Source organism: Neorhizobium alkalisoli, assembly GCF_007829835.1.
Taxonomy (GTDB): Bacteria; Pseudomonadota; Alphaproteobacteria; order Rhizobiales; family Rhizobiaceae; genus Neorhizobium.
Genome location: NZ_VIWP01000001.1, coordinates 550,168 through 576,984, shown reverse-complemented (window position 1 = coordinate 576,984; position 26,817 = coordinate 550,168). Strand labels below are relative to the sequence as shown.

The window sequence follows — 26,817 nt, the reverse complement described above, 5'->3', positions numbered from 1 at the left end:
TGACGATCCCGATGCGGCTGGCAGAAAGCGGAAACCATTGCCCGGGATCTCGCGAGGTAGTGGAATGATCTGTTCCGACGCCCGTTTAGGCAAAACACGCTTTTGCGAGGGCATCAAAATCGAAAGGGCACGACCGGTGAGATCGTGCCCTTGTCTTCTGTCTTATTCCGCCGGCGCCAGGGCGGTGTTCTCGTCATCCGCTTCCCTCCGCTTCGGCTGCCGCCAGGCGATCAGTCGATAGAACATCGGGATGAAGAAGGTGGCGAGGAAGGTCGCCGCCATCATGCCGCCAATGACGCCCGTGCCGATGGCGTGTCGGCTTGCCGATCCGGCGCCGGTGCTGATTGCCAGCGGCACGACACCGAGGATGAAGGCGAGCGACGTCATCACGATCGGCCGGAAGCGCAGGCGGGCGGCTTCGAGCGCTGCTTCACCCGCCGTCATGCCTTCCTGCCGCTTGAGCACCGCGAACTCGACAATCAGGATCGCGTTCTTTGCTGCAAGACCGATCAACGTCACCATCCCGATCTGGAAATAGATGTCGTTGGTAAGGCCACGCAGCAGCGTTGCCAGCAACGCACCGAAGAGCGCGAAGGGGATGGCGGTGATGACCGCCAGCGGCAGCGACCATTTTTCGTATTGGGCAGCGAGGATCAGGAACACCATGACGATGCCGAAGATCATCGCCTGCGAACCCGAATTGCCGCTCTGCAGCTCTTGGAAGGCGGAGCCGGTCCAGGCCAGCTGATAGCCCGTGGGCAGGGTCTGGGCTGCGACTTCCTGCATGGCCTTGATGGCATCGCCGGATGTGTAGCCCGGAGCCGGATTGCCGGTGACCTTGGCTGCGTTGAAAGCGTTGAAGCGTTCAAGCAGGTCGGGTCCGATAATACGGGTTACCTTTACCAGCGCATCGAGCGGGATCATGTTGCCGTCGCTGGAGCGCACGAACACCTGACGCAGATCGTCCGGCGACTGGCGGAAGGCTGCTTCCGACTGCAGCGTCACCTGATAGCTGCGCCCGTAAAGCGTGAAGTCGTTGACATAGAGACTGCCGAAGGTCGCCTGCATGGCCGCAAAAACGCTGTTGATTGGGACGTTGAGGGCCTTGGCTTTTTCGCGGTCGAGATCGACATGATATTGCGGCACGCTGGCATCGAAGGTCGTTCTGACACCCGCCAGTTCCGGGCGCTTGGAGGCGGCCTCGACCAGACGCTTGGTCTGCTCGGCAAGGTTGGCCACGTTGCCGCCGGTCCTATCCTGAACATAGGATTCGAAGCCGCCGGTCGTGCTCAGCCCCTGGATCGGTGGCGGGTTGAAGGCCAGCACCATGCCGTCACGAACATCCCTGTTCGCCCCGATGATCGGGCCGGCCATATTGCGCGCATCCTCGCTTGCCAACGGTCTTTCGTCCCAGTCGTTGAGAATGACGAAGGAGAGGCCGGCGCTGCTCTTGATCGTGCTTGCAAGAATGTCGTAGCCGGCAACCGAGAAGACATCGCGGACGCCCGGTAGTTTCCGCGTATTCTCCACGACCTTGTCCATCACGGCCGTCGTGCGCGGCAGGGATGCCGCCGGCGGGAGAATTGCGATCTGCAGCAGCCAGCCCTGGTCTTCGTTCGGAACAAGCGATCCCGGAATGGTCCGGAACATGTAGGCCGTGCCGCCGAGGATGGCTGCGACGATCACGAGACCGATCGCAAAGCGTTTGATGAAGAACCGCACGCCTGCTGCATAACCAGAAGTCAGGCGTTCGAACACGCGGTTGAAGATCCTGAACGGAAGCGCTGGTTCATGATGGCCGGGCTTGAGGATCAGGCCGCAAAGCGCAGGCGTCAGGGTCAGAGCCACGATGCCCGACAGAATGACGGAGATCGCGATCGTGACGGCGAACTGCTTGTACATCTGGCCGGCAAGTCCGCCCATGAAGGATACCGGCACAAAGACCGAGCAGAGCACGAGCACGATGGCAATGACCGGCCCCTTGACCTCGGACATCGCCTTGATCGCCGCCTGTTTCGGCGGCAGCTTTTCGGTGGTCATCAGCCGTTCGACGTTTTCGAGCACGACGATGGCGTCGTCGACCACGATCCCGATCGCCAGCACGAGGCCGAACAGTGTCAGCAGGTTGATCGAGAAGCCGAGCATGTACATGCCGGCAAACGTGCCGATGATCGAGACCGGAACCGCGATGACCGGAATGAGGGTCGCACGCCAGTTCTGCAGGAACAGGAAGACCACGATGACGACCAGCGCCACGGCTTCGAAGAAGGTGTGCACCACCTCGTCGATCGAAACTTGGATGAACTTCGTCGTGTCATAGGGAACGCGATACTCGATCCCCTGCGGGAAAGAGGCCTTGAGTTCGTCGAGACGGGAATAGACGGCCTTCATCGTGTCGAGCGCGTTCGCGCCCGGCTGCAGGTAGACGACGATCGGAACAGCCGGCGTGCCGTTGAGGCTGCTGGTGACCGAATAGCTCTTCGAGCCGAGTTCGATGCGCGCTACGTCCTTGAGGCGAAGGGTCGCCGCATTGCTGCTGGAGCGCAGGATGATGTTTCCGAAGGCTTCCGGATCGGGCAGGCGCCCCTGCGTCGTCACGCTGTAGGTGAAGGGCTGGCTGCTGGGCGAAGGCTGATCGGCGAACTGCCCCGCGGCAAACTGCGAGTTCTGCTCCTGGATCGCTGTGGAAATATCGCTCGGTGTCAGGTTGTATTGCGCCAGACGGTCCGGGCGCAGCCAGATGCGCATCGAGTAGTCGATACTGCCGAGCACGTTCGCATCGCCGATGCCGGGAATGCGCTTGAGATCGTCGATGACGTTCAGAAGCGCATAATTGCCCACATAGGCACGGTCATATTGCGGGTTGTTGGAATACATCGCAATGAATGCCAGAGGCGATGTCGACCGCTTGGCGACCACGATACCCTGCCGCGTCACTTCGCTCGGCAGGGTCGAGGTCGCGCGCTGCACGCGGTTATTGACGTTGATCGTCGCCTGGTCCGGGTCGGTGCCGAGCGCGAATGTCACGGTGATCTGCATGGCGCCGCTATTGGAGTTGGCGGATTGCATGTAGAGCATGTTTTCGACGCCGTTGATCTGCTGTTCAAGCGGCGCGGCCACGGTCTGCGCGATCGTCTGCGCGTTGGCACCTGGATAGTTGGCCGTGACGACGACCTGCGGCGGTACCAGTTCGGGATATTGTGCGATCGGCAGCGCCCGCATGGCGAGCAGGCCGGCCAGCACGATGACAATGGAAATGACGGCCGCAAAAACCGGCCTGTCGACGAAAAACCTGTTGCTCATCAGTTTGTCGCAACCTTGTTGCTGTCATTGTCGATGCCGGCCGAGGCGGCGACCGGCGCGCCGGGACGCACCTTGATGACGCCTTCGGTGATCACGCGGTCACCATCATTCAGGCCCGTCTGAACAATCCAGCTCTCGCCGACCTGTTGGCCGAGCGTGACCGGGCGCATCTGCGCCTTGCCATCATTGTCCACCGTGTAGACGAATTGTCCCTGCGGACCCTGCATGACGGCGATCTCTGGTACGGCAATCGCCGAGTCCACGGTAACCCCCGTCACAGTTGCACGCACGAACTGGCCCGGAATGAGTTCGCGGTCCGGATTGTCGATGACGGCGCGTGCCTGGATCGTGCCGGTGCTGGCATCGACGACGGCGGAGGTGAAATCGATACGGCCTTCATGCGGATAGACCGTGCCGTCGCCGAAGGTGAGCTTGACGCTCAGCGGATGAACATCGCCCTTGGCCTTCATCAGATCGAGGAGGTGGCGCACTTCACGCGCTTCTGCATCCGAGAAGGAAAAGTTGACATAGATCGGATCGGTCTGGGTGATGTTTGCCAGAAGACTGGAATCCGATGTCACGAGGCTGCCTTCCGGCATCTGCTCGAGGCTGGTGACGCCATCGATCGGCGCGGCGACGCGTGTGTAGCTCAGATTGAGATCCGCCGTCTGAACCTGCGCTTCGGCGGCTGCAACGGCGGCCTGGGCCAGCTGGCGCGCGGAAATGGCGTCGTCGCGGGACTTTTCGCTGCCGACATTCTGGTTGAACAGACGGACGTTGCGCTGTTCTTCGCGGGTTGCCTGGTCGAGTTGCGCCTGCTGCTGGCCAAGCTCGGCCTGAGCCTGCGCAAGCGCTGCCTGGAACGGTGCCGGATCGATCAGGAAGAGGACGTCGCCGGCCTTGACGCTTGCGCCTTCGACGAAGTTGCGCTTCAGCAGAATGCCGCTGACCCTGGCGCGGATTTCCGTCTGGCGGAAGGCCGACAGGCGGGCGGCATAGCTGTAGCTCAGCGGGAGAGACTGGGCATGCAGCGTGGCGGTGGTGACGGACGGGGCCTGGGAGGAGGCCTGTTGTGCGTCGGCGACCGTCGCGGTCATGCTTGCAAGAAGCGCGACCGCCAGGGAAGTCGCGAGCATCTTTGAATGGTTCGAGAACATGTGTGCCTCATATTGAAGTCGTGGAGCCATCGCGGTGGCTTGGAAAGAGCGCTGCCATGCGGATCCCACAGATCATGTGGAAGCCTGCAATTGCGGCCGGCTCTGTCGCTGGTCGCAGCTAATCAGCAAACGGTCATGCGAGTAGATGTGAAATCGCGCATGAACTTATATTGTGAAATAATAAATAGAAAAACTTCATTATTTCAGTTGCTTAAGTCATGCGTCCCCATGCCTCAGGATCATTATGCCGCACTGGAGGCCCTCCGTACGGCGCCAATCCTGCCGGGAGACGTGGTTTTGCGTCGCGCTCCGGCTGCAATCTGTAATGACCGGGCGGGCATTCTTCGGCAGAGTCGAGGGGTGAGAGTGTCCTGATCGTACGAGCCGCCTCAGGGCGGCGGCCCAGGTTCAAAAGGCATTGTTGGCATAGGTCGCATGGGGCCGTCTGTCGGCGATGCTGTCCTTGAGTTTCAGGCGCAAGGTCTCGGGATTTTCGTCGCTTTGGTCTATGCACCGCAGCAAGGTTTCGGCGATTTCCATCGCGGGTTCGTCGTCGACGGACAGGTTATGCTCGGTGCAGAACTCGTCGAGGACCTGCCTTGTTATGGCTGCCTGCCACATCTCGCAACGCATGATAACATCCTTAAGATGGCTTTGATGGTGCCACTATGCAGGATGACTGTCGCAGGGGTTTGCCGACTATGTCCGATATTTGTCGCGGTGCGAAAGAGAGCGGCTACATTTCCCGTGACAGGTTACATTGTCCCAATGGCGCAATCCCGGTTCTCGGCGCCAAACCATTGGAAATGCGGCTATTAGGCCGTTACATCGCCCACTGCTCTACGGACCGCTCTGGTGAAAAGCCGATACACTCGACGGCAAGTGCGGCACACCTGTGATACATTTTCCCTGTATCATCGCCTTGGAATGAGAGAGCGAGCTATCCGGTTTCATCGGACTTCTGCCCGGCAATACTTAAGTTTTGCCGCTTTTCCCTTCCGCCGCCGCAGCGGGATGTGCCGCGAAACTTTGATACACTTTTGTCGATGCGATGTGGTGCGCTGTCCGATAAAGTGCCTTGATTACCAATGGTGCCTGTCATGCAGAACGCAGCTCACATTGTCGTCGTCGACGATCACCAGGATATCCGGGAACTGGTCGGACAATATCTTGAGCAGCAGGGATACCGTGTCAGCGCAGTCGAAAGCGGTGCGGCGCTTCGAAGGATCATCGACAAGGACACGGTCGATCTCATCGTTCTGGACGTGATGATGCCGGAGGAAGACGGGTTGTCGGTCTGCCGGGCACTCAGGTCCAACACCGATACGCCGATCATCTTCCTGACAGCGGTGGCCGAAGAGATCGATCGGATCGTCGGTATAGAACTCGGGGCCGACGATTATCTCGTCAAGCCGTTCAATCCGCGTGAGCTGCTGGCGAGAATACGGGCAGTTTTGCGAAGGACGCGCGGCGCCCCGGCCGTTCAACGCAGCGGCACCGGAGCTAATGTCGTGACGATAGGCCAGTGGAAGCTGAATATCGGCCGGCAGGAACTGACCGGCGACGATGGCGTCGGAGTGCCGCTCAGCACGGCCGAATTTCGGTTGCTGAAGGTGTTTCTTGATCGTCCCGGTCTGGTCCTTAGCCGGGAACAGCTGCTCGACCTGACCGTCGGGCGCATGGCAGACATATTCGATCGCAGCATAGACAATCAGGTGAGCCGACTTCGCAAGAAGATCGAGCTTGATCCGAAAAACCCGTCGATCATCAAGACGCATTGGGGAGGCGGATACAGCTTGTCGGCCGAGGTGAGTTTCGAATGATCCACTGGTGGCGAAGCAGTCTGGCGACACAGTTCATCGGCTTCATGCTGCTGGCACTGGTGATCTCCCAGATCATCACATTCCTGGTCTCCTGGGACGAGCGGTCCCAGGCGCTGCATGCCGCCGTGAAGAGCGAATTCTTCAGCCGTTCCGCCACTCTGACACGCCTGATCGAGACGTTGCAGCCGGATCTGAGGCAGAGTGTGCTCTCCTCCAGCGAGACAAGTTATTCGCGGTTCTGGCTCTCGGACCGCGACGAAACGGATGCGCTTGCATGGCGCCGCCGTGCGGTTGCCGAACTGTCGCGCCCGCTCGATAACTTCGTCGATCTCGGCCGGTCCTACGGTTTCCAGACAAAACCTCCGGGCACGCGCATCCGTGACGACGAACTTGCCGCAGCCAATGCCGGCCAGTCATGGACGACGCCGACCAATTTTCTCTGGAACCAGCCGCAGGAGGCGAAGTTCCTGTATTTCGATGGCCGCAATGGTTATGGCCTTACGGTCAAGATTGCCGATGGCGTCTGGCTCAATTGTGCGTCCTACAAGGCGGATAATGCGTTCTGGTGGAATTCGAAAACGCTGACTTCGCTTGCCATCACGGCATCCGTTCTGTCCCTGATCGGCATCTTCATCGCCAGACGAATTACCCGTCCACTGCGTCGGCTCGCCGCTTCCGCTGAAGCCCTCGGCCGGGGTGAAAATCTGCCTGCGCTACCCGAAGACGGCCCGGATGATGTCAAGGCGACGACGGTTGCCTTCAACCGCATGCAGGAGCGGCTTCACCGTTTCGTCGAGGACCGGACACGGATGCTTGCGGCGATCGGCCATGACCTGAGAACGCCGCTGACATCGCTGCGCCTGAGGGCGGAATTCGTCAAGGATCCCGGGATCAGGGACAAGATGGTGGCAACGATCGACGAGTTGCAGACCATGACCGAGGCGGCCATTGCTTTTGCCAGAGGCGAGGTCAATGTCGAGGAAACGCGCACGATCGATCTCCAGGCGCTGGTCGGCAGTATATGCGACGATCTCGCCGATATTGGCCAGTCCGTGACATTCATGGAGGCGCAGCGGACGACCTACCGTTGCCGGCCGGAAGGTTTGCGCCGCGCCGTGCGGAACCTAGCCGAAAACGCGACACGGTATGCCGGCCATGCCGTGGTCTCTGTCAGGCATACGGGAACCAGTATCGATATCGTCATCGAGGACAATGGGCCGGGCGTTCCGGAGGCGATGCGGGAAAAAGTGTTTGCGCCATTCTTCCGGCTCGAAGCTTCACGCAATCGCGAAACCGGAGGTGTCGGGCTGGGGCTCTCGATTGCCAGGGCCGTTGCGCGTCAGCATGGCGGCGATGTCGTGCTGACTTCCAACAATCCGGGCCTCTGTGCCGTGATCTCGCTGCCACGCGAAGGGTTTGTCGAAGCAGGAAGCCATGCCCGACCGGAAAAGAGCAGCCAGTTTGCTGCGCGGGCCCGGCGGAAATCGCAGAAGGCCGGTGTGGTCTAGGCGCGCAGGTGCTGCTAACCCACCCGCAGTCGGCAAAAGCTGCATTTTTGCAATAATGAGCCATCGCCTCTGGTGGAGGCGATGGCTCTTTCTTTGGAGTTCAGACGCGCAGCAGTGTCTTGATGGCGCGGCGTTCATCCATCGCCTTATAGCCCTCCGCGACATCCGACAGCTCGACCTGCAGGTCAAAAACCTTGCCGGGATTGATCTGTCGCGTCAGGACCAGATCCATCAGGTGAGGCAGGTAACGGCGCACGGGAGCAGGACCGCCGAGCAGGCTCTTCTGCTGGAAGAAAAGCTGCTGGCCATCGAGCGTGACGCCGTGCGGTACGCCGACAAAGCCGATCTTGCCGCCCGGGCGAGCGCAGTTGATCGCCTGCATCATCGATTCTTCCATGCCGACGCATTCGAGAACGGAATCCGCGCCGACGCCCTTGGTCATTTCCTTGATCCGCGCCACACCTGCATCGCCGCGTTCCGAGACGATGTCGGTCGCACCGAATTCAAGCGCAAGGTCCTGCCGGCTCTTGTGGCGGCTCATGGCGATGATGCGACCGGCGCCCATCTGCTTGGCGGCAAGCACGCCCATCAGGCCAACAGCACCATCACCGACGACAACAGCGGTCGAGCCTTCCTGTACGCCGGCGGCGTCAGCGGCATACCAGCCGGTGCCGAGCACGTCGGAAACGGCAAGCAGCGACGGAATGAGATCGTCCGACGGCATTTCGGCGGTCGCGACCAGAGTGCCGTCTGCGAGCGGAACGCGGGCGTAAGGCGCCTGCGCACCCGTCATGAATTCGCGCTGTTCGCAAGACGATTGGAAGCCGAAGCGGCAATGCGGGCAGGTATTGTCCGAAAGGCAGAAGGAGCCGACGACAAACTGGCCCGGCTTGACGGTCTTTACCTCGCTGCCGACTTCGACAACGACGCCGCAATATTCGTGCCCCATCGCCATCGGGGCTTTGACGTCGTTTGCACCGCGGTACGGCCACAGGTCCGAACCGCAGATGCAGGATGCCGACAGCTTGATGATCGCATCTGTCGGCTTGAGGATCTTTGGTTCAGCCACTTCTTCGCAGCGGACGTCACCGGGTGCATAAAGCATTGTCGCCTTCATGGGCGTGTTCCTTTCTGGTGGTCAGAAGTTCAAAAGGAGAGTTCCGTCGTGCCCTGGGCGCGGATGGCATCGAGGTCACCGAGTACACGCTCTGGTTCGTCTCGCAACGGCATGTTGTCGATGTCGCGAACAGCATCGGGCCCACCCGTCTTGTCGGCGGCCAGTGTTGCGAACAGCGGATCGAGATCGTGTTGAGCGGGACCCTTCTCGGCCACCAGCTCGAATGTCTTGTTGCGTGCAGCTTCGGACGTCAGGCTTGCCACCAGCACCTGGGCGATCAGCCTTCGGGCAATAACGCCATCGCTCGGCGTGCCCGACTGCCGGGTATCGCCCTGCAGGAAGACGAGCTTTTGCTGGTCGGCATCGTTGTAATCGAACCAGCCGGGCCTGACGATCGTGTAGGGAAGGCCGCTTGCGCGCACAAGGCGCTCGCCGCGGCGTTTCCAGTCATGGGCTTCCGTCGATCGGTTATAGCTGCCGGTGCGGTTGGTTACGCCGATCGCCGTCATCAGTGCGATCCGCGCCCGCTGCGGTCCGAGCGCCGCAAGAACGTTACGCACGCCGCCGTAATCGACGCGTTCCGAGCCGGCCTTGCCGCCGCCGTTCGATCCATGAGTGAAGACGATCGCGTCCACATCCCTGACCGCCATCTGCACACTGGCCTCTTCCGTCAGATCGCCGAGGACCAGATTGACGGAAGAGCCAAGCGTGCGACCCTTACGGGTATCGCGCACCAGCGCCTTGACGCTGTGGCCACGGGCAAGCGCCTCGGCAACGACGGGGCGGCCTATACTGCCGGTCGCGCCGACGACGAGGATATTCAGGCTCCGCTCGGGCATGGTCTGGCTCCTATCGGGATGTCTTGGTTGCGGAGGTGACGAGCAGGGCGCAGAGCACGCAGCCGATGCTCATCACGGCGATTACCCATCCCATCGGCCAGGGCGTGCCATCGGCAAACAGGCCCACAAGCCCGGAACCGGCGATCCCGCTGCCATATTGGATGGCGCCGACCAGCGCCGAGACCGAGCCTGCCTGTTCGGGATAATCGCTCATCGCGCCGGCGATCGAATTGGCGACAACGAAGCCGGTGACGGAGACGAAGACCAGAAGCGGCAGGAACAGGCCCCAGAGGCCGGCAAGATCGGAATAGGCATTCACGGCCAGAACGAAGCCGGCCAGCATGGCGACAAAGGTTCCCACGATCAGGATGCGGTCCATGCCGAAACGCTGGACAAGCCTTGCATTGACAAGGTTGGTGATCACGATGCCGATGATGCCCGCGCCGAAAAGCAGGCCGTAATATTCGGCAGGCACATGATGGTAGGTGATGAAGGCGAAAGGCGTGCCGGCGATATAGGCATACATTCCCGAATAGAAGAATGCGCCGGCACCCGCGTAACCGAGGATCTTTCTGTGGGTCAGCAGGTTCGCATAACGGCGGAAGGCGCCGATCAGCGGGTCCGTACGGCGTCTCTCGACGGGCAGTGTTTCCGGTATCGTCAACAGTCCGCCAATCGCCAGGAGCCCAAGAATGACGAGCGTCCAGAAAATCGCCCGCCAGCCGGCGAGTGCCGCGATCTGGCTGCCTAGGATCGGCCCGAGTAGCGGCGCGATCGCCATGACGGCAATCAGGGTCGAGAGCATCTGGGCCGCACGTGGACCCTCATAAAGATCCCGCACCATGGCGCGCGACAGAACCACACCGGCACAGGCGCCGAGTGCCTGCAGGATGCGCCAGAGGATCATTGCCTCCACGCTTTGTGACAAAGCGCAGCCGGCCGAACCTATGACGAAAAGCAGGAGGCCCAGGCCGACGGGAAGCCGCCGGCCATATTTGTCGCTGATCGCACCCCACAGAAGCTGTCCCAGACTAAAGCCGATCAGGAAGCCGGAGATCGTGTATTCGACATTGCCGGAATCCGCACCGAGCTCGTCCGCCATGACCGGCATGGCCGGAAGATAGAAATCGGTCGAGATCGATGCGAAGCCCATCAGCGCACTAAGGATGGCAAGCAGGTGCCAGCGCCGTGTTGCTGCCGTCGCGATGCCATCGCGCGGCTCCATCATTTCGGAGGTAGACATGTTTCTGGTTAAACTTTCCAGGCCGGGGTGACGCAGGGTCGATCCCTTGCGTTCACAGGCCCGTCGTCTTCATCAGCTGTTCGGGATAACGCTCGCCTTCGATCTGAATATCGGCGGCAGCCTGCTCGATCTCGGCGATATCCGCGGTCGACAGCGAGACCTGCGCAGAACCGAGATTTTCTTCCAGGCGGTGAAGCTTGGTCGTGCCGGGGATCGGAACGATCCAGGGCTTTTTCGCAAGCAGCCAGGCAAGCGCGATCTGTGCAGGCGTTGCATTTTTCGTGAGAGCAATGCGCTTCAGCAGCGTGATCAGAGCCTGGTTCTTTTCCATCGCTTCCGGCGTGAAGCGCGGCAGGATCTTGCGAAAATCGTTTTCGGCGAGTTCCGTATCCTTGCTCATGGCGCCGGTAAGGAAACCCTTGCCGAGAGGGCTGTAGGGAACGAGGCCAATGCCGAGTTCTTCGCAGGTCTCGATGATGCCGTTGACTTCCGGCCCGCGCGTCCAGAGCGAATATTCGTTCTGCAATGTCGATACCGGCTGGACCGCATGGGCGCGGCGAACGGTCTGGGCTGCGGGTTCGGACATGCCAAAATGCTTCACCTTGCCTTCGGCAATCAGATCCTTGACGGCTCCGGCAACATCCTCGATCGGAACATTCGGATCGACGCGATGCTGGTAGAAAAGGTCGATGACATCGACGCCAAGCCGCTTCAGCGAAGCATCGCAGACGGCGCGGATATGGTCCGGCCGGCTGTTGGTTCCCGACATCTTGCCGTTTTCGATATTGAAGCCGAATTTCGTGGCGATCACGACCTGATCCCGCACCGGCGACAGAGCCTCGCCAACGATCTCCTCATTGGTGAACGGCCCGTAGACTTCTGCCGTATCGAAGAAGGTCACGCCGAGATCGACCGCTTTGCGGATGAGGCTGATGGCTTCCTGCTTCTCAAGCGAATGGCCATAGCTGAAGTTCAATCCCATGCAGCCAAAGCCGAGTGCCGAGACTTCAAGGCCGCTTTTTCCGAGCATACGCTTTTGCATATTCAATCTCCTTGTAAAATCGGATGGTTGGCAGCTTGGCTGTCGAACGCATGCGATAACTGGAGCGGAATTTAGCGCTGACCGGACTTAAGCATTAGATGCTGGAATGCGCATGAACCTATGCTTTTGGTTCATGAATTGGATGTTACCCGGACGCATAGCAACGATGCCGCCTTGATGTATCCCGCCCATCCACAGACCCAATGGCATCTGCGACGGTGTGCGGATTTTCGGGAGTCGGCAGCGTCAATACCGGTCCCGAGAAGATCGATGGTCATTATCGTGCACCGTTCGAAAACTGTCATCCAACCGTTATCTCGCATGGATAGGAAAGCCGCCATCGAAGCAGTTCGATGGGCTTGCGCGCATGGCTGTCCGGGTCGGCGTCATCTGAAATTCCTGCGAGAGACAGTGTCTTTCGCGACAACCGGGGGCGTGGATATGCTCGCTGGAATATCGCTCGAGGGTTTGAGCGTTTCGTTCAACGGCGTCAGGGTTCTGCATGGTGTCGATCTGTCGATCGGCGCCGGTGAGACGCTGGGTCTGGTCGGTGAATCCGGCTCGGGCAAATCGGTGACCTGGCTTGCCGCGCTCGGTCTTCTGCCGCCGCGTGCGAAAGTTACGGGCCGCGTGCTGGTGGATGGCAAGAACCTTCTCGATCTGCCGGAATCCAAGCTTGCGGGAATTCGCGGACGGCGTGTCGCCATGATCTTTCAGGATCCGGCCAGCGCGCTTAATCCGATGCTGACGATCAGACGCCAGATCGGGGAGGCGCTTTCGCTGCATCGCGGGATTTCCGGCGCCTCTCTCAAGGCGGAAGCGAAACGGCTGCTCGATCTCGTCGGCATTCCTGATGCCGAACGCCGGCTGAATGCCTATCCGCATGAATTTTCCGGCGGCCAGAACCAGCGTATCATGATCGCCATGGCGCTGGCCGGCCAGCCGGACCTTCTGATCGCCGACGAGCCGACGACCGCGCTCGACGTGACGATCCAGGCGCAGATCCTCGATCTTCTGGCGCTGACCCAGCGCGAGACCGGCATGGCTCTCGTCCTGATCAGCCACGATCTCGGTGTCGTCTCGCAGGTCTGCGACCGGGTCGCGGTCATGTATGCCGGCCGCGTCGTCGAGGAGGCCAAGGTCGAGGAATTGTTTGACCGCCCGGCGCATCCCTATACGCGTGGCCTGATCGGATCATTGCCCTATATCGACGGCCCGCGGCAGCGGCTGACGGCGATCGGTGGTACGGTACCGGATGCCAACAAGATGCCGGCCGGCTGCGCCTTTGCGCCACGCTGTGCCTATGTCGAAACGCGCTGTCGCAGCGAAATTCCGCTCCTGTCCGGTCTCGGGCGGGATCACAACGTCGCCTGTTTTGCCGACGACGTGTCGCGGCCTTCTGCGATCGGTCGTTTGCCGGCGAAGGAATTCGGGATCGAAGGCAGGGTCGAGGCATGAGTGCGCCGCTTCTCGTCGCGCAGAATATCGCGCGCAGTTATGAAATGAACCGTGGCCTCTGGCAGAAGGCCTCGACTGTTCAGGCTGTGTCCGACGTGACGCTTTCGGTCGACCGCAACGAGACGCTCGGCATTGTCGGCGAATCCGGGTCGGGCAAATCGACGACCGGCCGCGTGCTTCTCGGCCTTGAGCCACCGACCGCCGGAACTGTCTCCTTCGATGGCAGGCGCCTGCCGTTCATCGGCTCGGCCGAGTGGAAGACACAGCGGACCCGCATGCAGATGATCTACCAGGATCCGCTCGGTGCGCTCGACCGTCGCCTGACCGTGTCGGTGCAGATGCGCGAACCGCTCGATATCCACCGGATAGGCACGCCGGCGGAACGCGAGGCTCGGGTTTCCGAACTGCTGCGCGCGGTCGGCCTTTCCGCAGAGGTCGGCCGGCGGTATCCGCATGAGCTTTCCGGCGGCCAGCGCCAGCGTGTCGTCCTGGCGCGCGCGCTGTCGACACGGCCTGACCTTCTGGTCTGCGACGAGCCGGTCTCGGCGCTCGACGTGTCGATCCAGGCGCAGGTGGTCAATCTTCTCTCCGACCTGCAGGCGGAACTGGGTCTGGCCATGGTCTTCATCAGCCACGACCTTCGCGTCGTGCGGCAGATCAGTCATCGCATCGCCGTCATGTATCTCGGCCGTATTGTCGAGGAGGGCGATGCCGACGATCTTTTCGCCCGCCCGGTCCATCCCTATACGCGCGCTCTGGTTTCCGCCGCGCCCATTCCGGGCCGCAAGATCAATGGCCGCATCATGCTGCGCGGCGAGCCGCCGAACCCGGCAAAACGTCCGAGCGGTTGTGCCTTCCATCCGCGTTGCACTGATGCGATTGCGCGCTGTTCCGTCGAAATGCCGTCGCTTGTCGATCTCGGCGGTGGGCGTAAGGCTGCCTGTCATCTGGCCGGCGCGGCGTCGCAGGCCATGCCGCCGATAGCACGCGCTGCCGAAAACTCCGCTCCGGCACCGGGCCTGTGCGAGGGAATTGCCTGACATGATGATCTCAAGCCTGAAGGCAATCGGCCTTCGCGTCGCCCGCTCCCTCGTGACGCTTTTGTTCTGCGTGACGCTGGTCTTCGTCATCCTGCGTGCGGCCGGCGATCCCTCCGAAGAATTGCTGCCGCCGGAAACGCCGCCGGATGTGCGCCAGGAATATCGCGTCCAATGGGGGCTCGATCAGCCGATCTATGTCCAGTATCTGAAATTCATCGGCCGCGTTGCCCATGGCGATCTCGGCAAATCCTTTGTCAGCGACCGGCCGACAACAGAGCTTGTCATCGAAGCCATGCCCAAAACCCTGATGCTCGGTCTTTCGGCGCTGATCCTCGCCACGCTGATCGGTCTGTCGCTCGGCATTGCAGCCGCACTCAGGCACGGCACGACAGTGGACCGGTCTCTGATGGCGGCGGCGGTGCTTGGATATTCGATGCCGATCTTCTTTCTCGGTATCCTGCTGATCCTCGCCTTCGCGCTGCACTTGCGCATTCTGCCATCCTCCGGCTCGTCCAGCCCGCTGCATATCATCCTGCCGATGGTCACTCTGGCGCTGCCGCTTGCCGGCCGTGTCGCCCGTTTTGCCCGGACCGCGACACTGGAAGTGATGGGCAAGCCCTTCATCCGCACGGCCCGCGCCAAGGGTCTGCGGCAGCTGCCGGTGATCCTGCGCCATGCGCTGCCGAATGCCATGGTGCCGCTTCTGATGTTTTTCGGCATCGAGATCGGTATCATTCTGTCCGGCACGGTCGTGGTCGAAAGCATTTTCGCCTGGCCGGGGCTCGGGCGTCTTCTAGTCGATTCGGTCGGCATGCGTGATCTGCCGGTTGTGCAGGGCGTGATCCTGATGATCACGCTGGTGATCATCCTCTCCAATCTCTTCGTCGATATCCTGCATGCGATGATCGATCCCAAGGTCAGTCTCGCCCGCACATTGGGAGGTGCCGGATGAGCCTGTCCGAACAGACAATCGCCCGGCCGCTCCGCATCTTCGGCCTGCCGCCGATCATAGCGCTCTGCCTCTTCTGGCTCTTTGCCGTAATCTTCGTCGCGATCTTTGCGGATCTGCTGGCGCCGAGCCATTATACGACGCAGGACCTGACCGCTCGTTTTAGGCCGCCGGCCTTCATGACGGGTGGCCGCTTCGATCACCTGCTCGGCACGGACCATCTCGGCCGCGACATCCTGAGCCGGATCATCTATGCGCTGAGAACCTCGATCCTGATCGCCACGTTCGGAACCCTTCTTGGCGCTGTCGTCGGCACGACGATCGGTCTTCTCGCCGGCCGGTTTCGCGGCATTTTCGATGTCTTTGCGATGATGCTGACCGATATGCAGACGGCGCTTCCCTCGCTGTTCATCGCCATCGCTTTGCTTGCCTTTTTCGGCAACAATATCCCGCTCTTCATCGTGCTGGTCAGCCTTGAAGGCTGGGAGCGTTATGCGCGCCTTGCCCGCGGCCTTTCGCTGTCGGAACAGTCGGCGGATTATATCCGCGCCGTCGAGGCCTTTGGCGCCGGAACGGGGCGTGTCGTGTTTCGGCATCTCCTGCCGAATATAGCAGCCTCGCTCGTCGTGCAGGCGACGCTGAATTTCCCGGCGACGATCCTGCTCGAAACCTCGCTTTCCTTCCTCGGTCTCGGTGTCCAGCCGCCTGGCACATCACTCGGCCTGATGCTGGGCGAAGGCCGCCGTTACCTGCTCAATGCATGGTGGATCGCGGTTCTCCCCGGTATCGTCATCTTCCTGACGACGCTTGCCATGAGCCTTTTCGGCGACTGGCTGCGCGACCATCTCGATCCGACCGTCGACAAAGATCACTGAAAGCTTTTAAGAATATGCGCGAACCCATCTGGATGAACCCTGCCTCCGGCAAGATACTCGTCGGCGGCCACCGCGGCGCCAGCGCCGTCGCGCCGGAAAACACGGTTTCTGCCTTTGAGGCGGCGATTGCGGCTGGGGCCGATTTCATAGAGACGGACTTGCGGCTGACCCGTGACGGCGTGCCGGTCGCTTTCCATGACGGCGATCTGCGCCGGCTGGCCGGTGATCCGCGGCAGGTTTCCGAACTCGACATGGACGAGTTGCGTATCCTGCATCCGGGCATCGTTGCCATGGCCGATGTGATTGATCTTGTCGGGGAGCGGGCCTCGATTCTGCTCGACACGAAACTTTATGAGCCGGCGGCGTTGGAGCGCTGCATCGCCGTCCTCGGCGCACGCCTTGATAGCGGCCGCATGGCCTTCGGTGTCCGCTCGCTCGATGTTTTTGACGTCATTCACGTGCAGCTGCCGCAATGCCCGACGCTTGGCCTGTTTGCCGATATCGGCGATTATCCCGAGCTTGCTGCCCGCGGTGGCAACTGGGCGCGGCTTTGGGAGAAAGATGCTTCGGCTGAAAACATTTCGAACCTGCAGCGGCTTGGCCTGAAGGTGATCATCATGACAGGCCAGCCGACGGATGGCAGTGTTGGCCTGATTGAACGGGATGTTCTGGCCAATCTTTGCGCGCTCGGCCCGGATGCCGTCATGCTCAACGACCCGTCCCTCGCGATCGAGGTCGTCGCCCAACTATAGTGAGGATCGCGGCGCAGGTGGCGAGATTGTGCCATTGCGAACGATCGCGAGGTCTGTATTCTGGCTTTTCCCATGAAATTGGCGGGGGAAAAGCCAATGGATATAACGGAACAGCCTGCACTATCGTCATCAATCACGGATCGCGCAAAGCTACGCAGCCTCAACGAACTGCATTCTTCGGACGATCCCGTCTTCGCCCATGCAGCACATTTTCCGGTCAGCCGGCAGGGCAAGGTGCATAGCCATGACCGTGCCCAGCTGGTCTGTGCCACCACATCCGTGGTGGATGTCATGGCCGGAGAGCGACGCTGGACGGTACAGCCAGGCCATGCAGCCTGGTTGCCGGGCGGCGTTGGCCACAGCGTCTCGGCGCTCTCGGATTCGGTCTTCCGCTCCTTCTATGTCAGGTCCGACATAGCGAGGAGTCTTGCTGCGCAGGCCGTTGTCTTCGACCTGTCGCCTCTCCTGACCGGTATCCTGTCACGGCTTCTCGAAATCTACGACGGCCAGGGTGATTGCGGTCTCTATCCGCATCTTGCCGCGCTGACGCTCGACGAGATCGCCCGGGCGGAGCCTCTGCCGAATATCGTCTCGCCTCGCGTACCACTACCACGTGATCGTCGCCTGAAGCTGATCTGCGATGCACTGATCGAGCAGCCCGCCGACCGGCGAACTTTGGAAGAGTGGGGCAAGGCGGCCGGTGCCAGCGCGCGCACGCTGGAGCGGCTCTTTCGCGAAGAGACCGGCATGAGCTTCAATGCCTGGCGGCAGGCCTGTCGTATCGCTGCGGCCATTCCAAGGCTCGAGCTTGGCACTCCGGTGCAGCTCGTCTCCTGGGAAGTGGGTTACGACAGCCCGAGCGCCTTTGCAGCGATCTTCCGCCGGGTAATGGGCATCAATCCGACGAGCGTCACGTCAAGGCACTGATCAGCAGCCGATGACCATGTCGGTCTTCGGTACGGCCTGGCAGAGAAGCACCTGGTCTTCGGCGAGAACCGGGGTTTCGCCGACAGGATAATCGGCGCTGCCGGCAACCAGCTTCTGGACGCAGGACTGGCAATCGCCATTGCGGCAGGAATATTGCACCTTGATGTCGTTGCTGAGCGCGAAATCGAGCAATGATCCGCAGGCCGGTTTCCAGGTCAGTTCCTTGCCGGACTGGGCAAAGGTGATCTTGCGATCCGGCATGCCGGCGAGCTTTTCGGCAAAACCCTCGCTGGAGCCGCCAAAGGCTTCGAAATGGACGTTGTGGGCCTCGGCACCGAGCGCGATCAGCCCTTGTCGCAGCGAGGCCATGAATGTCTCCGGGCCGCAAATGTAGAAATCCGCGTCGGCGGCGGGAACGAGACTGTCGAGCAGGGCGGCATCGACCCGGCCGCGATGGTGGCATGCCTCGTTTTCATCCGCGCGGGAATAGGCGGAAAACAGCCGCACACGACCACCGGCGCGTTCCGCGAGAAGCCGCGTTTCCTCGGAAAACAGGTGGTAACCCGCATCCCGCGCGGAATGCACGAACCAGACATCGCGTTCGGCGCATTCGGCGACCACCGTCTCCAGCATCGGCAGAAGCGGCGTGATGCCGACTCCGGCGCTGACGAGCACGACCGGTCGCGACGGATGGCTTTTGAAGACGAAGCGCCCGGCCGGCACGCCGACATGGATCTCGTCGCCGGCTGCAAGCGTGTGCAGGAGGCCGGACAGGCCTTCATCGCTGACTTTTCGAACAGAGATGCGGATCGCCCGGTCGTTCGGACGGCCGGAGACCGAATAGTTGCGGCGGCGGGGCGGTTGGCTGCCGTCGCTCGGCACGGCCACGGTCACATATTGGCCGGGCAGGATCTCGCCGATCGGTGCGGAATCGCGCGGGCTGAGGACGAAGGATTTGACCTCCGGGTTTTCGTCGCGGATTTCGCTGATGGTGAAACGGCGCAGGCCGGTCCAGGGCGCCGAAAGCGGTTCCGCCCAGATGCGAGACCGGGTCAGCGCCGCCGAACAGTGGAAGAAGATCTCCTCCGGGGCGATTTCGATCGCGCGGCGATCATTTTCTGCCGAACGGCCGGAGCGGTAGGGGCCGTTCATTCTCAGCGCTTCCAAGCGACCAGGCACGGTTGCGACCAGCGCACATTCGCCGGTGCTTTTGACATGCGCCGCCTCCTTTGGCAGCGGCAGCTTGAAGGATTGCCGATTGGCTGCCGGATCGAGCATCAGGGGGCCGTCGCCGACGAGATCGAGGTCGATACCGCCATTGGCGGTTTCCGATGCCAGAACGATGAAGGATGCCTCGTCGATGAAGGAAAGGCCGCCCTGGCCGATCGCATCATAGACCTTGGTGCGCACGACTTCGCTCGGCGTGCCGTAAATCTCGCGGATGCCGGCCTGAACGAGGCGGGTCTCCTCGATATCGGGCTTGGGTATCGACGGGCGGCCGAGATCCTTGTGCATGGCCTTGTCAGAATAATAATAGCCCATCATGTCGAGCGGCGGCTTGCGCTCACTCGGATCGAGCCAGAACCCGGCCCGCCCAAAAGCCTTGCTGTCGATGAATTCCAGCGATTTCGGCGTCAGCACGATGGCGCTCATCGGCCGGTTCTGGTCGGCGGGGAAGATCGCGATGTCTTCCTCGCTGGTGGAGACTGCGGCATGCGCATGGACCTTGAGATAGCGGTCATTGCCGCGGCTCAGAATTGCCAGCACGACGTCGGGATTGCCGAGAAGATTGCCGATCGTGTCCAGCCGGCGGTTGCCCATGTAATCCGGCAGAAGCAATCGCCCCTGATCGTCCGGCCAGAGCACGGATGGCTGGCCGCCACGCGGGGATACGTCGAGCGTTCCCTCGAGGCTTTTGGATGCGATGAAAAGAAGTGTGGCGCTTTCGATGAAGCCGCGGATGCCAGCATCCATCAATCCGTCTCCGACATTGCAACGATGCCGGACATTCTAGCGGTGCCCGTCGTGGCGATGGGATTTCTGTCGGCAGCAAACCCGACAGACATGGCCGCAAACCCGACACCCCGCTTGTTTGATTTTTTTGCCTTTTGTTATGGTTTTGCGAACGGCCACAAAGGCCTTGGCACCGCCGGAAAAAGGGGGCCAGAAAAGAGGGGACTGAACCATGAAAAGACGTGGTTTTAACAAAATGCTGCTGGGTGCCGGTCTCGCGCTGCCGGCAATGAGCCTGTTTCGCGATGGCGTTGCCTATGCGCAAGGGGCCGCTGGTGGCCTGACGGCGATCATCAACCCCGAGCCGCCGGTTCTGGTCCTGCCGATCAACCAGCAGATCCCGACCGGCACGATCGGCGGCAAGATCTACGAGAGCCTGCTCAGCTACGATTTCGAGCTGAAGCCGCAGCCGCAGCTGGCCGAAAGCTGGGAGATTTCCGAGGACGGGCTGACCTACACGTTCCATCTCGCCAAGAAGGCGAAATGGCACGACGGCAAACCGTTCACCTCTGCGGATGTCGTCTTCTCCTGCAATGTCATGCTGAAGGAAGTGCATCCGCGCGCCCGCGGCGTGTTCGATCGCTGCGAAAGCATTACCGCGCCGGACGACCATACCGTCGTGTTCAAGCTGAAGGCGCCTTTCGGCCCCTTCCTTCTCGCCTTCGAGACGAGCTCCGCTCCGATGGCGCCCAAGCATATCTATGAGGGCACCGACTATCGCAAGAACCCGGCCAATGACACGCCGATCGGCACTGGTCCGTTCAAGCTGAAGGAATGGAGCCGCGGCAGTCATATCCATCTCGTCGCCAACGAGGACTATTATCTCGAAGGCCAGCCGGTTCTGACGGAGATCTTCTACAAGGTGGTGCCGGATGGCGCCTCGCGCTCGGTCGCGATGGAAACCGGCGAGGCGCAGCTGTCGCAGTTTGCTGATATCGAGCCCTTCGACGTGCCGCGGCTGGCTGCCATGCCGAACCTGAAGATGACCACCAAGGGTTATGAATTCTTCAGCCCAGTCCTCTGGTACGAGCTGAACCTGCGCAAGAAGCCTTTTGATGACCTGCGTTTCCGCAAGGCGGCCCGACTGCTGCTCGATCCGAAATTCATCGTCGACAAGATCAATTTCGGTCTCGGCAAGCCGGCGACCGGCCCCATCGCCTCGACGACCAAATTCTATGATCCGAACGTCACGATCTACAAGACGGATGTGGCGGCGGCCAATGCGCTTCTCGACGAAATGGGCCTGAAAAAGGATGCCAATGGCGTGCGCACGACGATCAAGTTCCTGGTCGTGCCCTTCGGCGAGTTCTGGACGCGCCTTGCCGAATATTTCCGGCAGGCGATGAAACAGGGCGGTATCGAGGTCGTGCTGGAAACCACCGATCCCGGCGGCTTTGCCCAGCGCGTATCGAACTGGGAGTTCGATACGACGTCGAACATGCTCTACCAGAACGGCGATCCGGCGCTTGGTGTGGCCAGAAGCTACATAAGCTCGAACATCCGCAAGGGTGTGATGTTCACCAACACCGAGGGCTATTCCAACAAGGAGGTCGACGAGCTTTTTGATCGTGCTGCCGTGCTCACCTCCGACAAGGAACGCGCCGAGCTCTACAGCAAGGTCCAGAAGATCCTTGTCGATGATCTGCCGGTCCTGTGGATGACGGAACAGCAGTTCCCGACCATCCATGACGCGCGGTTGGAAAATGCGATCGATACGGCGATCGGCGTCAACGGCACGTTCGGACGGGCGCGCTGGGCCTCATAATGTCGCTCGCAGCCATATTTTCCCGCGTGGCGGGGATCGTCATCACGATCTTCGTCATCGCGACCATCAATTTCGTCCTGGTGCGCGCCGCACCGGGCGATCCCGCCGCCGTCATAGCAGGCCAGTCCGGCGCGACCGACGAGAAGTTTCTGGCACAGGTGCGGGCCGAATACGGGCTGGACCAGCCCTATGTCGTGCAGCTCGGTGCTTATCTCGGCAAGGTCGCGACGCTCGATCTCGGGTATTCCTATCGCCTGCGCCGGCCGGTCAAGGACCTGATTGCAGAGCGGCTGGGGCCGACCCTGCTTCTGACGCTCTCCGCCTTCCTGATCTCGCTTCTGGGCGGTGTCGTGTTCGGCGCGTTGGCCGGCGTGCGGCACGGAAAGATCTCCGATCTGGCCATTTCGCTGCTCGCGCTCATTCTTTACGCGACGCCGGTCTTCTGGTTCGGGTTGATGCTGGTGCTGTTGTTTTCGATCAAGCTCGAATGGCTGCCGGCCTTTGGTTATGTCGACATGCGGGCCGGCAGTTTCGGACCGTTTGCCTATGCGCTCGATGTGCTGAAACATCTCTGCCTGCCGGCGCTGACGCTCGGCGCGATCTATATGGCCATGTATGCCCGGCTGATGCGCGCCTCGGTGATCGAGGTGGCGGCCGAGGACTATATCAAGACGGCTCGCGCCAAGGGGCTGACGGAAGGGGCGATCCTGCGTGGCCACATGCTGCGCAATGCCTCGCTGCCGGTCATTACCTTTGCCGGCCTGCAGGTCGGCGCCATGATCGGCGGTGCCGTCGTGGTGGAAACGGTGTTTTCCTGGCCAGGCCTCGGCCGGCTGATCTTCGATGCCGTTACCAGCCGCGATTATCCGGTCCTGCTCGGCCTCTTCCTCGTCATGTCGATCCTGGTGATTGCCGTGAACCTTCTCACAGACCTGATCCATCGCCTGGTCGATCCGCGTCTAGCCGTCAGATGACACGATGAACGACAGCATTCGGACATTCCTTCGCCAGCCGTCGGGCCTGCTAGGTCTGGCAATCCTCTTCCTCGTCTGTCTCGCCGCGGCCCTTGCGCCCATCCTTTATCCCGGCTCGCCCTGGGATATGGTCGGTGCGCCGCTGCAGCCGCCGGGTACTGCCGGTTCGCTTCTCGGCACGGATACGATGGGACGCGACATTGCCTCGGGCATCCTGCACGGCGCCAGCGTCTCGCTGATGATCGGCATTGCTTCGACCATCGCTGCCCTGGCTGTCGGTGTGACACTCGGTGCGATTGCCGGTTATGCCGGTGGCATGGTCGACCGGCTAATCGTGCGCTTCATCGAGATTTTTCAGACGATCCCGAATTTCGTGCTGGCGATCCTGCTCGTCGCCATCCTGACACCGTCGATCTCGACGATCATTCTGGCGATCGGTCTTGTCAGCTGGCCGCCGCTGGCGCGGCTCACCCGCGTTCAGGTTCAAAGCATTGCCGCCCGCGAATTCGTGCAGGCGGCGCGTTGCCAGGGATTGGGGTCGATGTCGATCTTGCTTCGGCATGTGATCCCCAACGCCATCTCGCCGATCATCGTCACTGGCTCGATGACGGTCGCCTCGGCGATCCTGATCGAGGCGGCGCTTTCCTTCATGGGCCTTGGCGATCCCAATTACATGTCCTGGGGCTACATGATCGGGGCGGGGCGTACCGTCATCCGCATGGCCTGGTGGGCGAGCCTGTTTCCGGGGCTGGCGATCCTCCTGACCGCTGTTGCCATCAATCTCATCGGGGAAGCGCTGAACGACGCCCTCAATCCGAGGATTTCTCGCTCATGACGCTTCTTTCCGTCCAGAACCTGTCGATCGCGCTGCCGGCCGGTGCCGATCGCAGCCATGCCGTCTCGAATGTCAATTTCGATATCGAGGAAAACCAGATCGTCTGCCTTGTGGGCGAATCCGGCTCCGGCAAGTCGATGATCGCCCATGCCATTCTCGGCCTGCTGCCGCCCGGCATTGCCGTCGATGGTGGGGCACTGATGTTCGGCGCGACCGATCTCGCGCACCTGACCCCGGCCGAACGACGAAACGTCCGTGGCGACAAGATCTCGATGATCTTTCAAGAGCCGCTGACGGCGCTCAACCCGCTGAAACGTGTTGGCGAGCAGGTGGCAGAGGCGATCCGCACCCATCAGGGGGCAATGCCTGCGCGAGAGGTGACGGCCAAGGTCGTCGAACTCTTCCAGCAGGTCGGTCTTCCCGATCCGGAACGGCTACGCTTGTCCTATCCGTTCCAGCTTTCGGGTGGTCAGAGGCAGCGCGTCATGATCGCCATGGCGCTCTGCAACAATCCTAAACTGCTGATCGCCGACGAGCCGACGACCGCGCTCGACGTGACGACGCAGCGCCAGATCCTCGACCTGATCAAGGGGCTGCAGAAGACCCATAATATGGGCGTGCTGTTCATCACCCACGATATCGGCGTCGTCGCCGACATCGCCGACAAGGTGGTCGTTCTGCAGAAGGGCGATATCGTCGAGAGTGGTTCGGCGGATGCCGTGCTGATGCAGCCGGAAAAGGCCTATACACGGATGCTGCTCGACGCCGTGCCGGGCAAGGGCGCCTTCCGGCAGGCGGGCGAGCCGAGGCCGCCTGTTCTCGAAGTGCGCGGCCTGCAGAAAAAATTCGTCACGCGGCAGGGACTGTTTGCAAAGCCGCGCGAGACGGTTGCTGCGCGCGATGTCAGCTGCCAGCTTGCGCCTGGCGATACGCTGGCCGTCGTCGGCGAGAGCGGGTCCGGCAAATCGACGCTGGCGCGTATCCTGCTGCGGCTTGTGGAACCCGATGCCGGCGAAATCCTCTGGCACGGAAAATCGGTCCGGCAGATGAAGGGCAGGGAGCTGCGCGATTTTCGCCGGCGTGCACAGATCGTCTTTCAGGATCCCTATTCTTCTCTCGATCCGCGCCTGAAGGTGGGTGAAAGCATCATCAGGGGACCGATTGCGTTTGGTGTCGGCCGCGTAGAAGCGAAAAAACTTGCTGAAAAATGGCTGGAGCGTGTCGGGCTCGGCCCGCAGGCCTTTGACCGCTTTCCGCACGAGTTTTCCGGTGGCCAGCGGCAGCGCATCTGCATCGCCCGCGCACTTACGCTGAGGCCCGAAATCCTGATCGCTGACGAGGCGGTTTCGGCCCTTGACGTCTCGATCCAGGCGCAGGTTCTGGATCTGCTCAACGACCTGAAGACCGAAATGGGCCTGGCGATGATCTTCATCACCCATGACCTGCGTGTCGCCCGCGAGATCGCCGACCGGGTTCTGGTCATGCGCAAGGGCGAGATCGAGGAAGAGCGGCCGACCGAGGAACTCTTCGAAAATCCCCGTAGCGACTACACGAAACGGCTTCTGGAGGCCGTGCCGGGACGCGCCTTTTTCGCCGCCCGCGCGGCGCCGGCCTGAGCCGGCTTCCCACCCGCAATTTCAGCACCTGATTTCAAAAGCGATGACGACAGGAGACAGACCATGAGCAATGACCTCTGGCAATGGACGGCAGCCGAGCTTGCCGCGGGAATTTCGAGTGGCCGCATCAGTTCGGTCGAAGCGACGGAAAGCGCGATCGCCCGCATGGAGGCCGTCAATCCGGCGATCAACGCGGTGGTCGACCTGATGCCCGAGGAAGCGCTGGCCGTGGCGAAGACCGCCGACGAAGTGTTGCGCAAGCACGGTGCCCAGGGGCCGCTGCACGGCGTGCCGATGACCGTCAAGGTCAATGTCGATTTCAAGGGACGTGCCAACACCAATGGCGTCGTTGCCTTAAAGGACAATATTTCCGCCCAGGATTCCTCGACGGTCGCCGCCGTCAAGGCCGGCATGCTGCCCGTCATCGGCCGCACCAATACGCCCGCCTATTCGATGCGCGCCTTTACCAGCAACGACCTTTATGGCGCGACCTACAATCCGCATGACAAGTCGATCACCTGCGGCGGTTCATCTGGCGGCGCCGGCTCGGCGACGGCAGCCGGCATCGGCGCGATCGCGCATGGCAATGATATCGGCGGCTCGGTGCGTCACCCCGCCTATTGCTGCGGCGTCTACGGCCTGCGCCCGACATCGGGCCTCATTCCGCAGACCAGCCCTTCCATGCCGGAGCGCAAGATCGTTTCGCAGATGATGGCGGTGCAGGGTATTTTGTCCCGTTCAGTCGAGGATATCAGGCTTGCCATGCAGATGATGAGCCGGCCGGATCCGAACGATATCTGGCAGGTGCCGGCCGGCGAGATTTTTGGCCCGCTCGCGCACAGGCCGAGCAAGGTTGCGGTGCTGGCGGAAACCGATGAAAGCCCCGCCGATCCGGAAGTGACGGCGGCGATCCGCCAGGCGGCCGCGATGCTTGCCGATGCCGGTTACGAGGTTGAGGAAGTTCCGGTCCCGTCCTTCCGCGAGCTCGTCGATCACTGGCGCCTCATTCTCGGCAACGAGATGCGCGGTGGTCTTGGCCCGCTCATGGTCGCAAATGGCGACTGGAAGATGAAGCGGATGCTGGAAGTCCAGCTCGAAGGTGTGCCGGTCATCGACGATCGCGACGGCATGCTGGCCGCGATCGCTCATCGTTCCGTACTTCTGCGCAAGTGGCAGCTATTCTTCGAACAATGGCCACTGGTCCTGACGGCCGTCTGCTGGGCAAAGCCGATGATCGACGATCTCGACGTTTCCGACGATCTCGATATCGACTGGTTCTACAATGTCTGCGCGCCTTACATGGGCACGCCGACGATCGGTTTGCCGGGCCTCACCGTGCCGGTCGGCGCGACGCCGGGCAAGCCGATGGGCGTGCAGCTGCTTGCCACCCGCTTTGCCGATCGCCGTCTGCTGGAAGCCGGTGCAGTGCTCGAACGCGCTATCGGCCGGCTTGCGCCGGTGGATCCTTTCGCGGCTTGAAACTGATGTCGGTGGCGGCGGCCGATATTCCGGTCGCCGCCGTCGGCACCAGTGAGTGCGATCGAGAGCGGGTCGTTGCTCCGGCGGCGGTCTTAACATTTC

Annotated in this window: 21 protein-coding genes; 13 read left to right on the top strand and 8 right to left on the bottom strand. The window is 61.4% G+C overall.

Going from position 1 to position 26,817, the window contains the following annotated elements; genetic code table 11:
* Positions 1–162: 162 nt before the first annotated feature.
* The 3 genes from FHW37_RS02610 to FHW37_RS02600 all read right to left on the bottom strand — a co-directional run bounded on the left by FHW37_RS02610 (position 163) and on the right by FHW37_RS02600 (position 5,093).
* Positions 163–3,303: an efflux RND transporter permease subunit gene (locus FHW37_RS02610; protein WP_145632099.1), complete on the bottom strand. Its 3,141-nt coding sequence runs from the start codon at positions 3,301–3,303 to the stop codon at positions 163–165.
* A complete protein-coding gene (locus tag FHW37_RS02605; RefSeq protein ID WP_145632096.1) occupies positions 3,303–4,460 on the bottom strand; it encodes an efflux RND transporter periplasmic adaptor subunit in 1,158 nt (385 codons plus the stop codon). Before FHW37_RS02605 ends, FHW37_RS02610 begins: the two co-directional genes overlap by 1 nt.
* Before the next feature lie 408 nt (positions 4,461–4,868).
* The gene (locus tag FHW37_RS02600; RefSeq protein ID WP_145632094.1) at positions 4,869–5,093 is read right to left on the bottom strand and encodes a hypothetical protein; all 225 of its coding nucleotides are present in this window, start codon (positions 5,091–5,093) and stop codon (positions 4,869–4,871) included.
* Positions 5,094–5,560: 467 nt separating this feature from the next.
* Here FHW37_RS02600 and FHW37_RS02595 point away from each other — a divergent pair, with 467 nt between their 5' ends.
* Together FHW37_RS02595 and FHW37_RS02590 are read left to right on the top strand one after the other, a co-directional pair.
* Positions 5,561–6,283: a response regulator gene (locus FHW37_RS02595; protein WP_145632092.1), complete on the top strand. Its 723-nt coding sequence runs from the start codon at positions 5,561–5,563 to the stop codon at positions 6,281–6,283.
* Positions 6,280–7,791 (top strand): ATP-binding protein, encoded by a 1,512-nt coding sequence (locus FHW37_RS02590; protein ID WP_145632090.1) that lies wholly within the window; start codon positions 6,280–6,282, stop codon positions 7,789–7,791. The genes FHW37_RS02595 and FHW37_RS02590 overlap by 4 nt, the downstream gene beginning before the upstream one ends.
* 100 nt (positions 7,792–7,891) lie before the next feature.
* On the opposite strand, the gene FHW37_RS02585 is transcribed toward FHW37_RS02590, so the two are convergent.
* The 4 genes from FHW37_RS02585 to FHW37_RS02570 are packed head-to-tail and all read right to left on the bottom strand — an operon-like array spanning position 7,892 to position 12,032.
* On the bottom strand, positions 7,892–8,908 hold the full coding sequence (locus FHW37_RS02585; protein ID WP_145632088.1) for a zinc-dependent alcohol dehydrogenase family protein: 1,017 nt from the start codon (positions 8,906–8,908) through the stop codon (positions 7,892–7,894).
* 29 nt (positions 8,909–8,937) lie between these two features.
* Positions 8,938–9,747, bottom strand: coding sequence for an SDR family oxidoreductase (locus tag FHW37_RS02580; protein ID WP_145632086.1), 810 nt, complete (start codon positions 9,745–9,747; stop codon positions 8,938–8,940).
* Between the two features lie 10 nt (positions 9,748–9,757).
* Entirely contained in the window at positions 9,758–10,990 is a 1,233-nt protein-coding gene (locus FHW37_RS02575) for a multidrug effflux MFS transporter (RefSeq protein WP_145632084.1), read from the bottom strand.
* 52 nt (positions 10,991–11,042) lie between these two features.
* On the bottom strand, positions 11,043–12,032 hold the full coding sequence (locus FHW37_RS02570) for an aldo/keto reductase (RefSeq protein WP_145632082.1): 990 nt from the start codon (positions 12,030–12,032) through the stop codon (positions 11,043–11,045).
* 441 nt (positions 12,033–12,473) lie between these two features.
* Here FHW37_RS02570 and FHW37_RS02565 point away from each other — a divergent pair, with 441 nt between their 5' ends.
* The 6 genes from FHW37_RS02565 (at position 12,474) to FHW37_RS02540 (ending at position 18,033) form a co-directional block, all read left to right on the top strand.
* Complete coding sequence (locus tag FHW37_RS02565; protein WP_145632080.1) at positions 12,474–13,490, top strand: ABC transporter ATP-binding protein; 1,017 nt, start codon at positions 12,474–12,476, stop codon at positions 13,488–13,490.
* A complete protein-coding gene (locus FHW37_RS02560; RefSeq protein WP_145632078.1) occupies positions 13,487–14,530 on the top strand; it encodes an ABC transporter ATP-binding protein in 1,044 nt (347 codons plus the stop codon). The genes FHW37_RS02565 and FHW37_RS02560 overlap by 4 nt, the downstream gene beginning before the upstream one ends.
* A 1-nt stretch (position 14,531) precedes the next feature.
* Positions 14,532–15,482 (top strand): ABC transporter permease, encoded by a 951-nt coding sequence (locus FHW37_RS02555; RefSeq protein WP_145632076.1) that lies wholly within the window; start codon positions 14,532–14,534, stop codon positions 15,480–15,482.
* Positions 15,479–16,354 (top strand): ABC transporter permease, encoded by an 876-nt coding sequence (locus tag FHW37_RS02550; protein ID WP_145632074.1) that lies wholly within the window; start codon positions 15,479–15,481, stop codon positions 16,352–16,354. Before FHW37_RS02555 ends, FHW37_RS02550 begins: the two co-directional genes overlap by 4 nt.
* A 14-nt stretch (positions 16,355–16,368) precedes the next feature.
* Positions 16,369–17,106 carry a glycerophosphodiester phosphodiesterase gene (locus FHW37_RS02545; protein ID WP_186458116.1) on the top strand — a complete coding sequence of 246 codons (738 nt, stop codon included), beginning with the start codon at positions 16,369–16,371 and terminating at the stop codon, positions 17,104–17,106.
* A gap of 96 nt (positions 17,107–17,202) precedes the next feature.
* The gene (locus FHW37_RS02540) at positions 17,203–18,033 is read left to right on the top strand and encodes an AraC family transcriptional regulator (RefSeq protein ID WP_186458115.1); all 831 of its coding nucleotides are present in this window, start codon (positions 17,203–17,205) and stop codon (positions 18,031–18,033) included.
* On the opposite strand, the gene FHW37_RS02535 is transcribed toward FHW37_RS02540, so the two are convergent.
* The gene (locus tag FHW37_RS02535; RefSeq protein WP_145632067.1) at positions 18,034–20,007 is read right to left on the bottom strand and encodes a pyridoxamine 5'-phosphate oxidase family protein; all 1,974 of its coding nucleotides are present in this window, start codon (positions 20,005–20,007) and stop codon (positions 18,034–18,036) included. It abuts the gene before it with no gap.
* Between the two features lie 211 nt (positions 20,008–20,218).
* On the opposite strand from FHW37_RS02535, the gene FHW37_RS02530 reads away from it, so the two are divergent.
* The 5 genes from FHW37_RS02530 to FHW37_RS02510 all read left to right on the top strand — a co-directional run bounded on the left by FHW37_RS02530 (position 20,219) and on the right by FHW37_RS02510 (position 26,715).
* Complete coding sequence (locus FHW37_RS02530; RefSeq protein ID WP_145632065.1) at positions 20,219–21,811, top strand: ABC transporter substrate-binding protein; 1,593 nt, start codon at positions 20,219–20,221, stop codon at positions 21,809–21,811.
* Positions 21,811–22,785, top strand: coding sequence for an ABC transporter permease (locus tag FHW37_RS02525; protein WP_145632063.1), 975 nt, complete (start codon positions 21,811–21,813; stop codon positions 22,783–22,785). The genes FHW37_RS02530 and FHW37_RS02525 overlap by 1 nt, the downstream gene beginning before the upstream one ends.
* A gap of 4 nt (positions 22,786–22,789) precedes the next feature.
* On the top strand, positions 22,790–23,620 hold the full coding sequence (locus FHW37_RS02520; protein ID WP_145632061.1) for an ABC transporter permease: 831 nt from the start codon (positions 22,790–22,792) through the stop codon (positions 23,618–23,620).
* Entirely contained in the window at positions 23,617–25,236 is a 1,620-nt protein-coding gene (locus FHW37_RS02515; protein WP_145632060.1) for an ABC transporter ATP-binding protein, read from the top strand. Before FHW37_RS02520 ends, FHW37_RS02515 begins: the two co-directional genes overlap by 4 nt.
* A gap of 63 nt (positions 25,237–25,299) precedes the next feature.
* Positions 25,300–26,715: an amidase gene (locus tag FHW37_RS02510; protein ID WP_145632058.1), complete on the top strand. Its 1,416-nt coding sequence runs from the start codon at positions 25,300–25,302 to the stop codon at positions 26,713–26,715.
* Positions 26,716–26,817 lie beyond the last annotated feature (102 nt).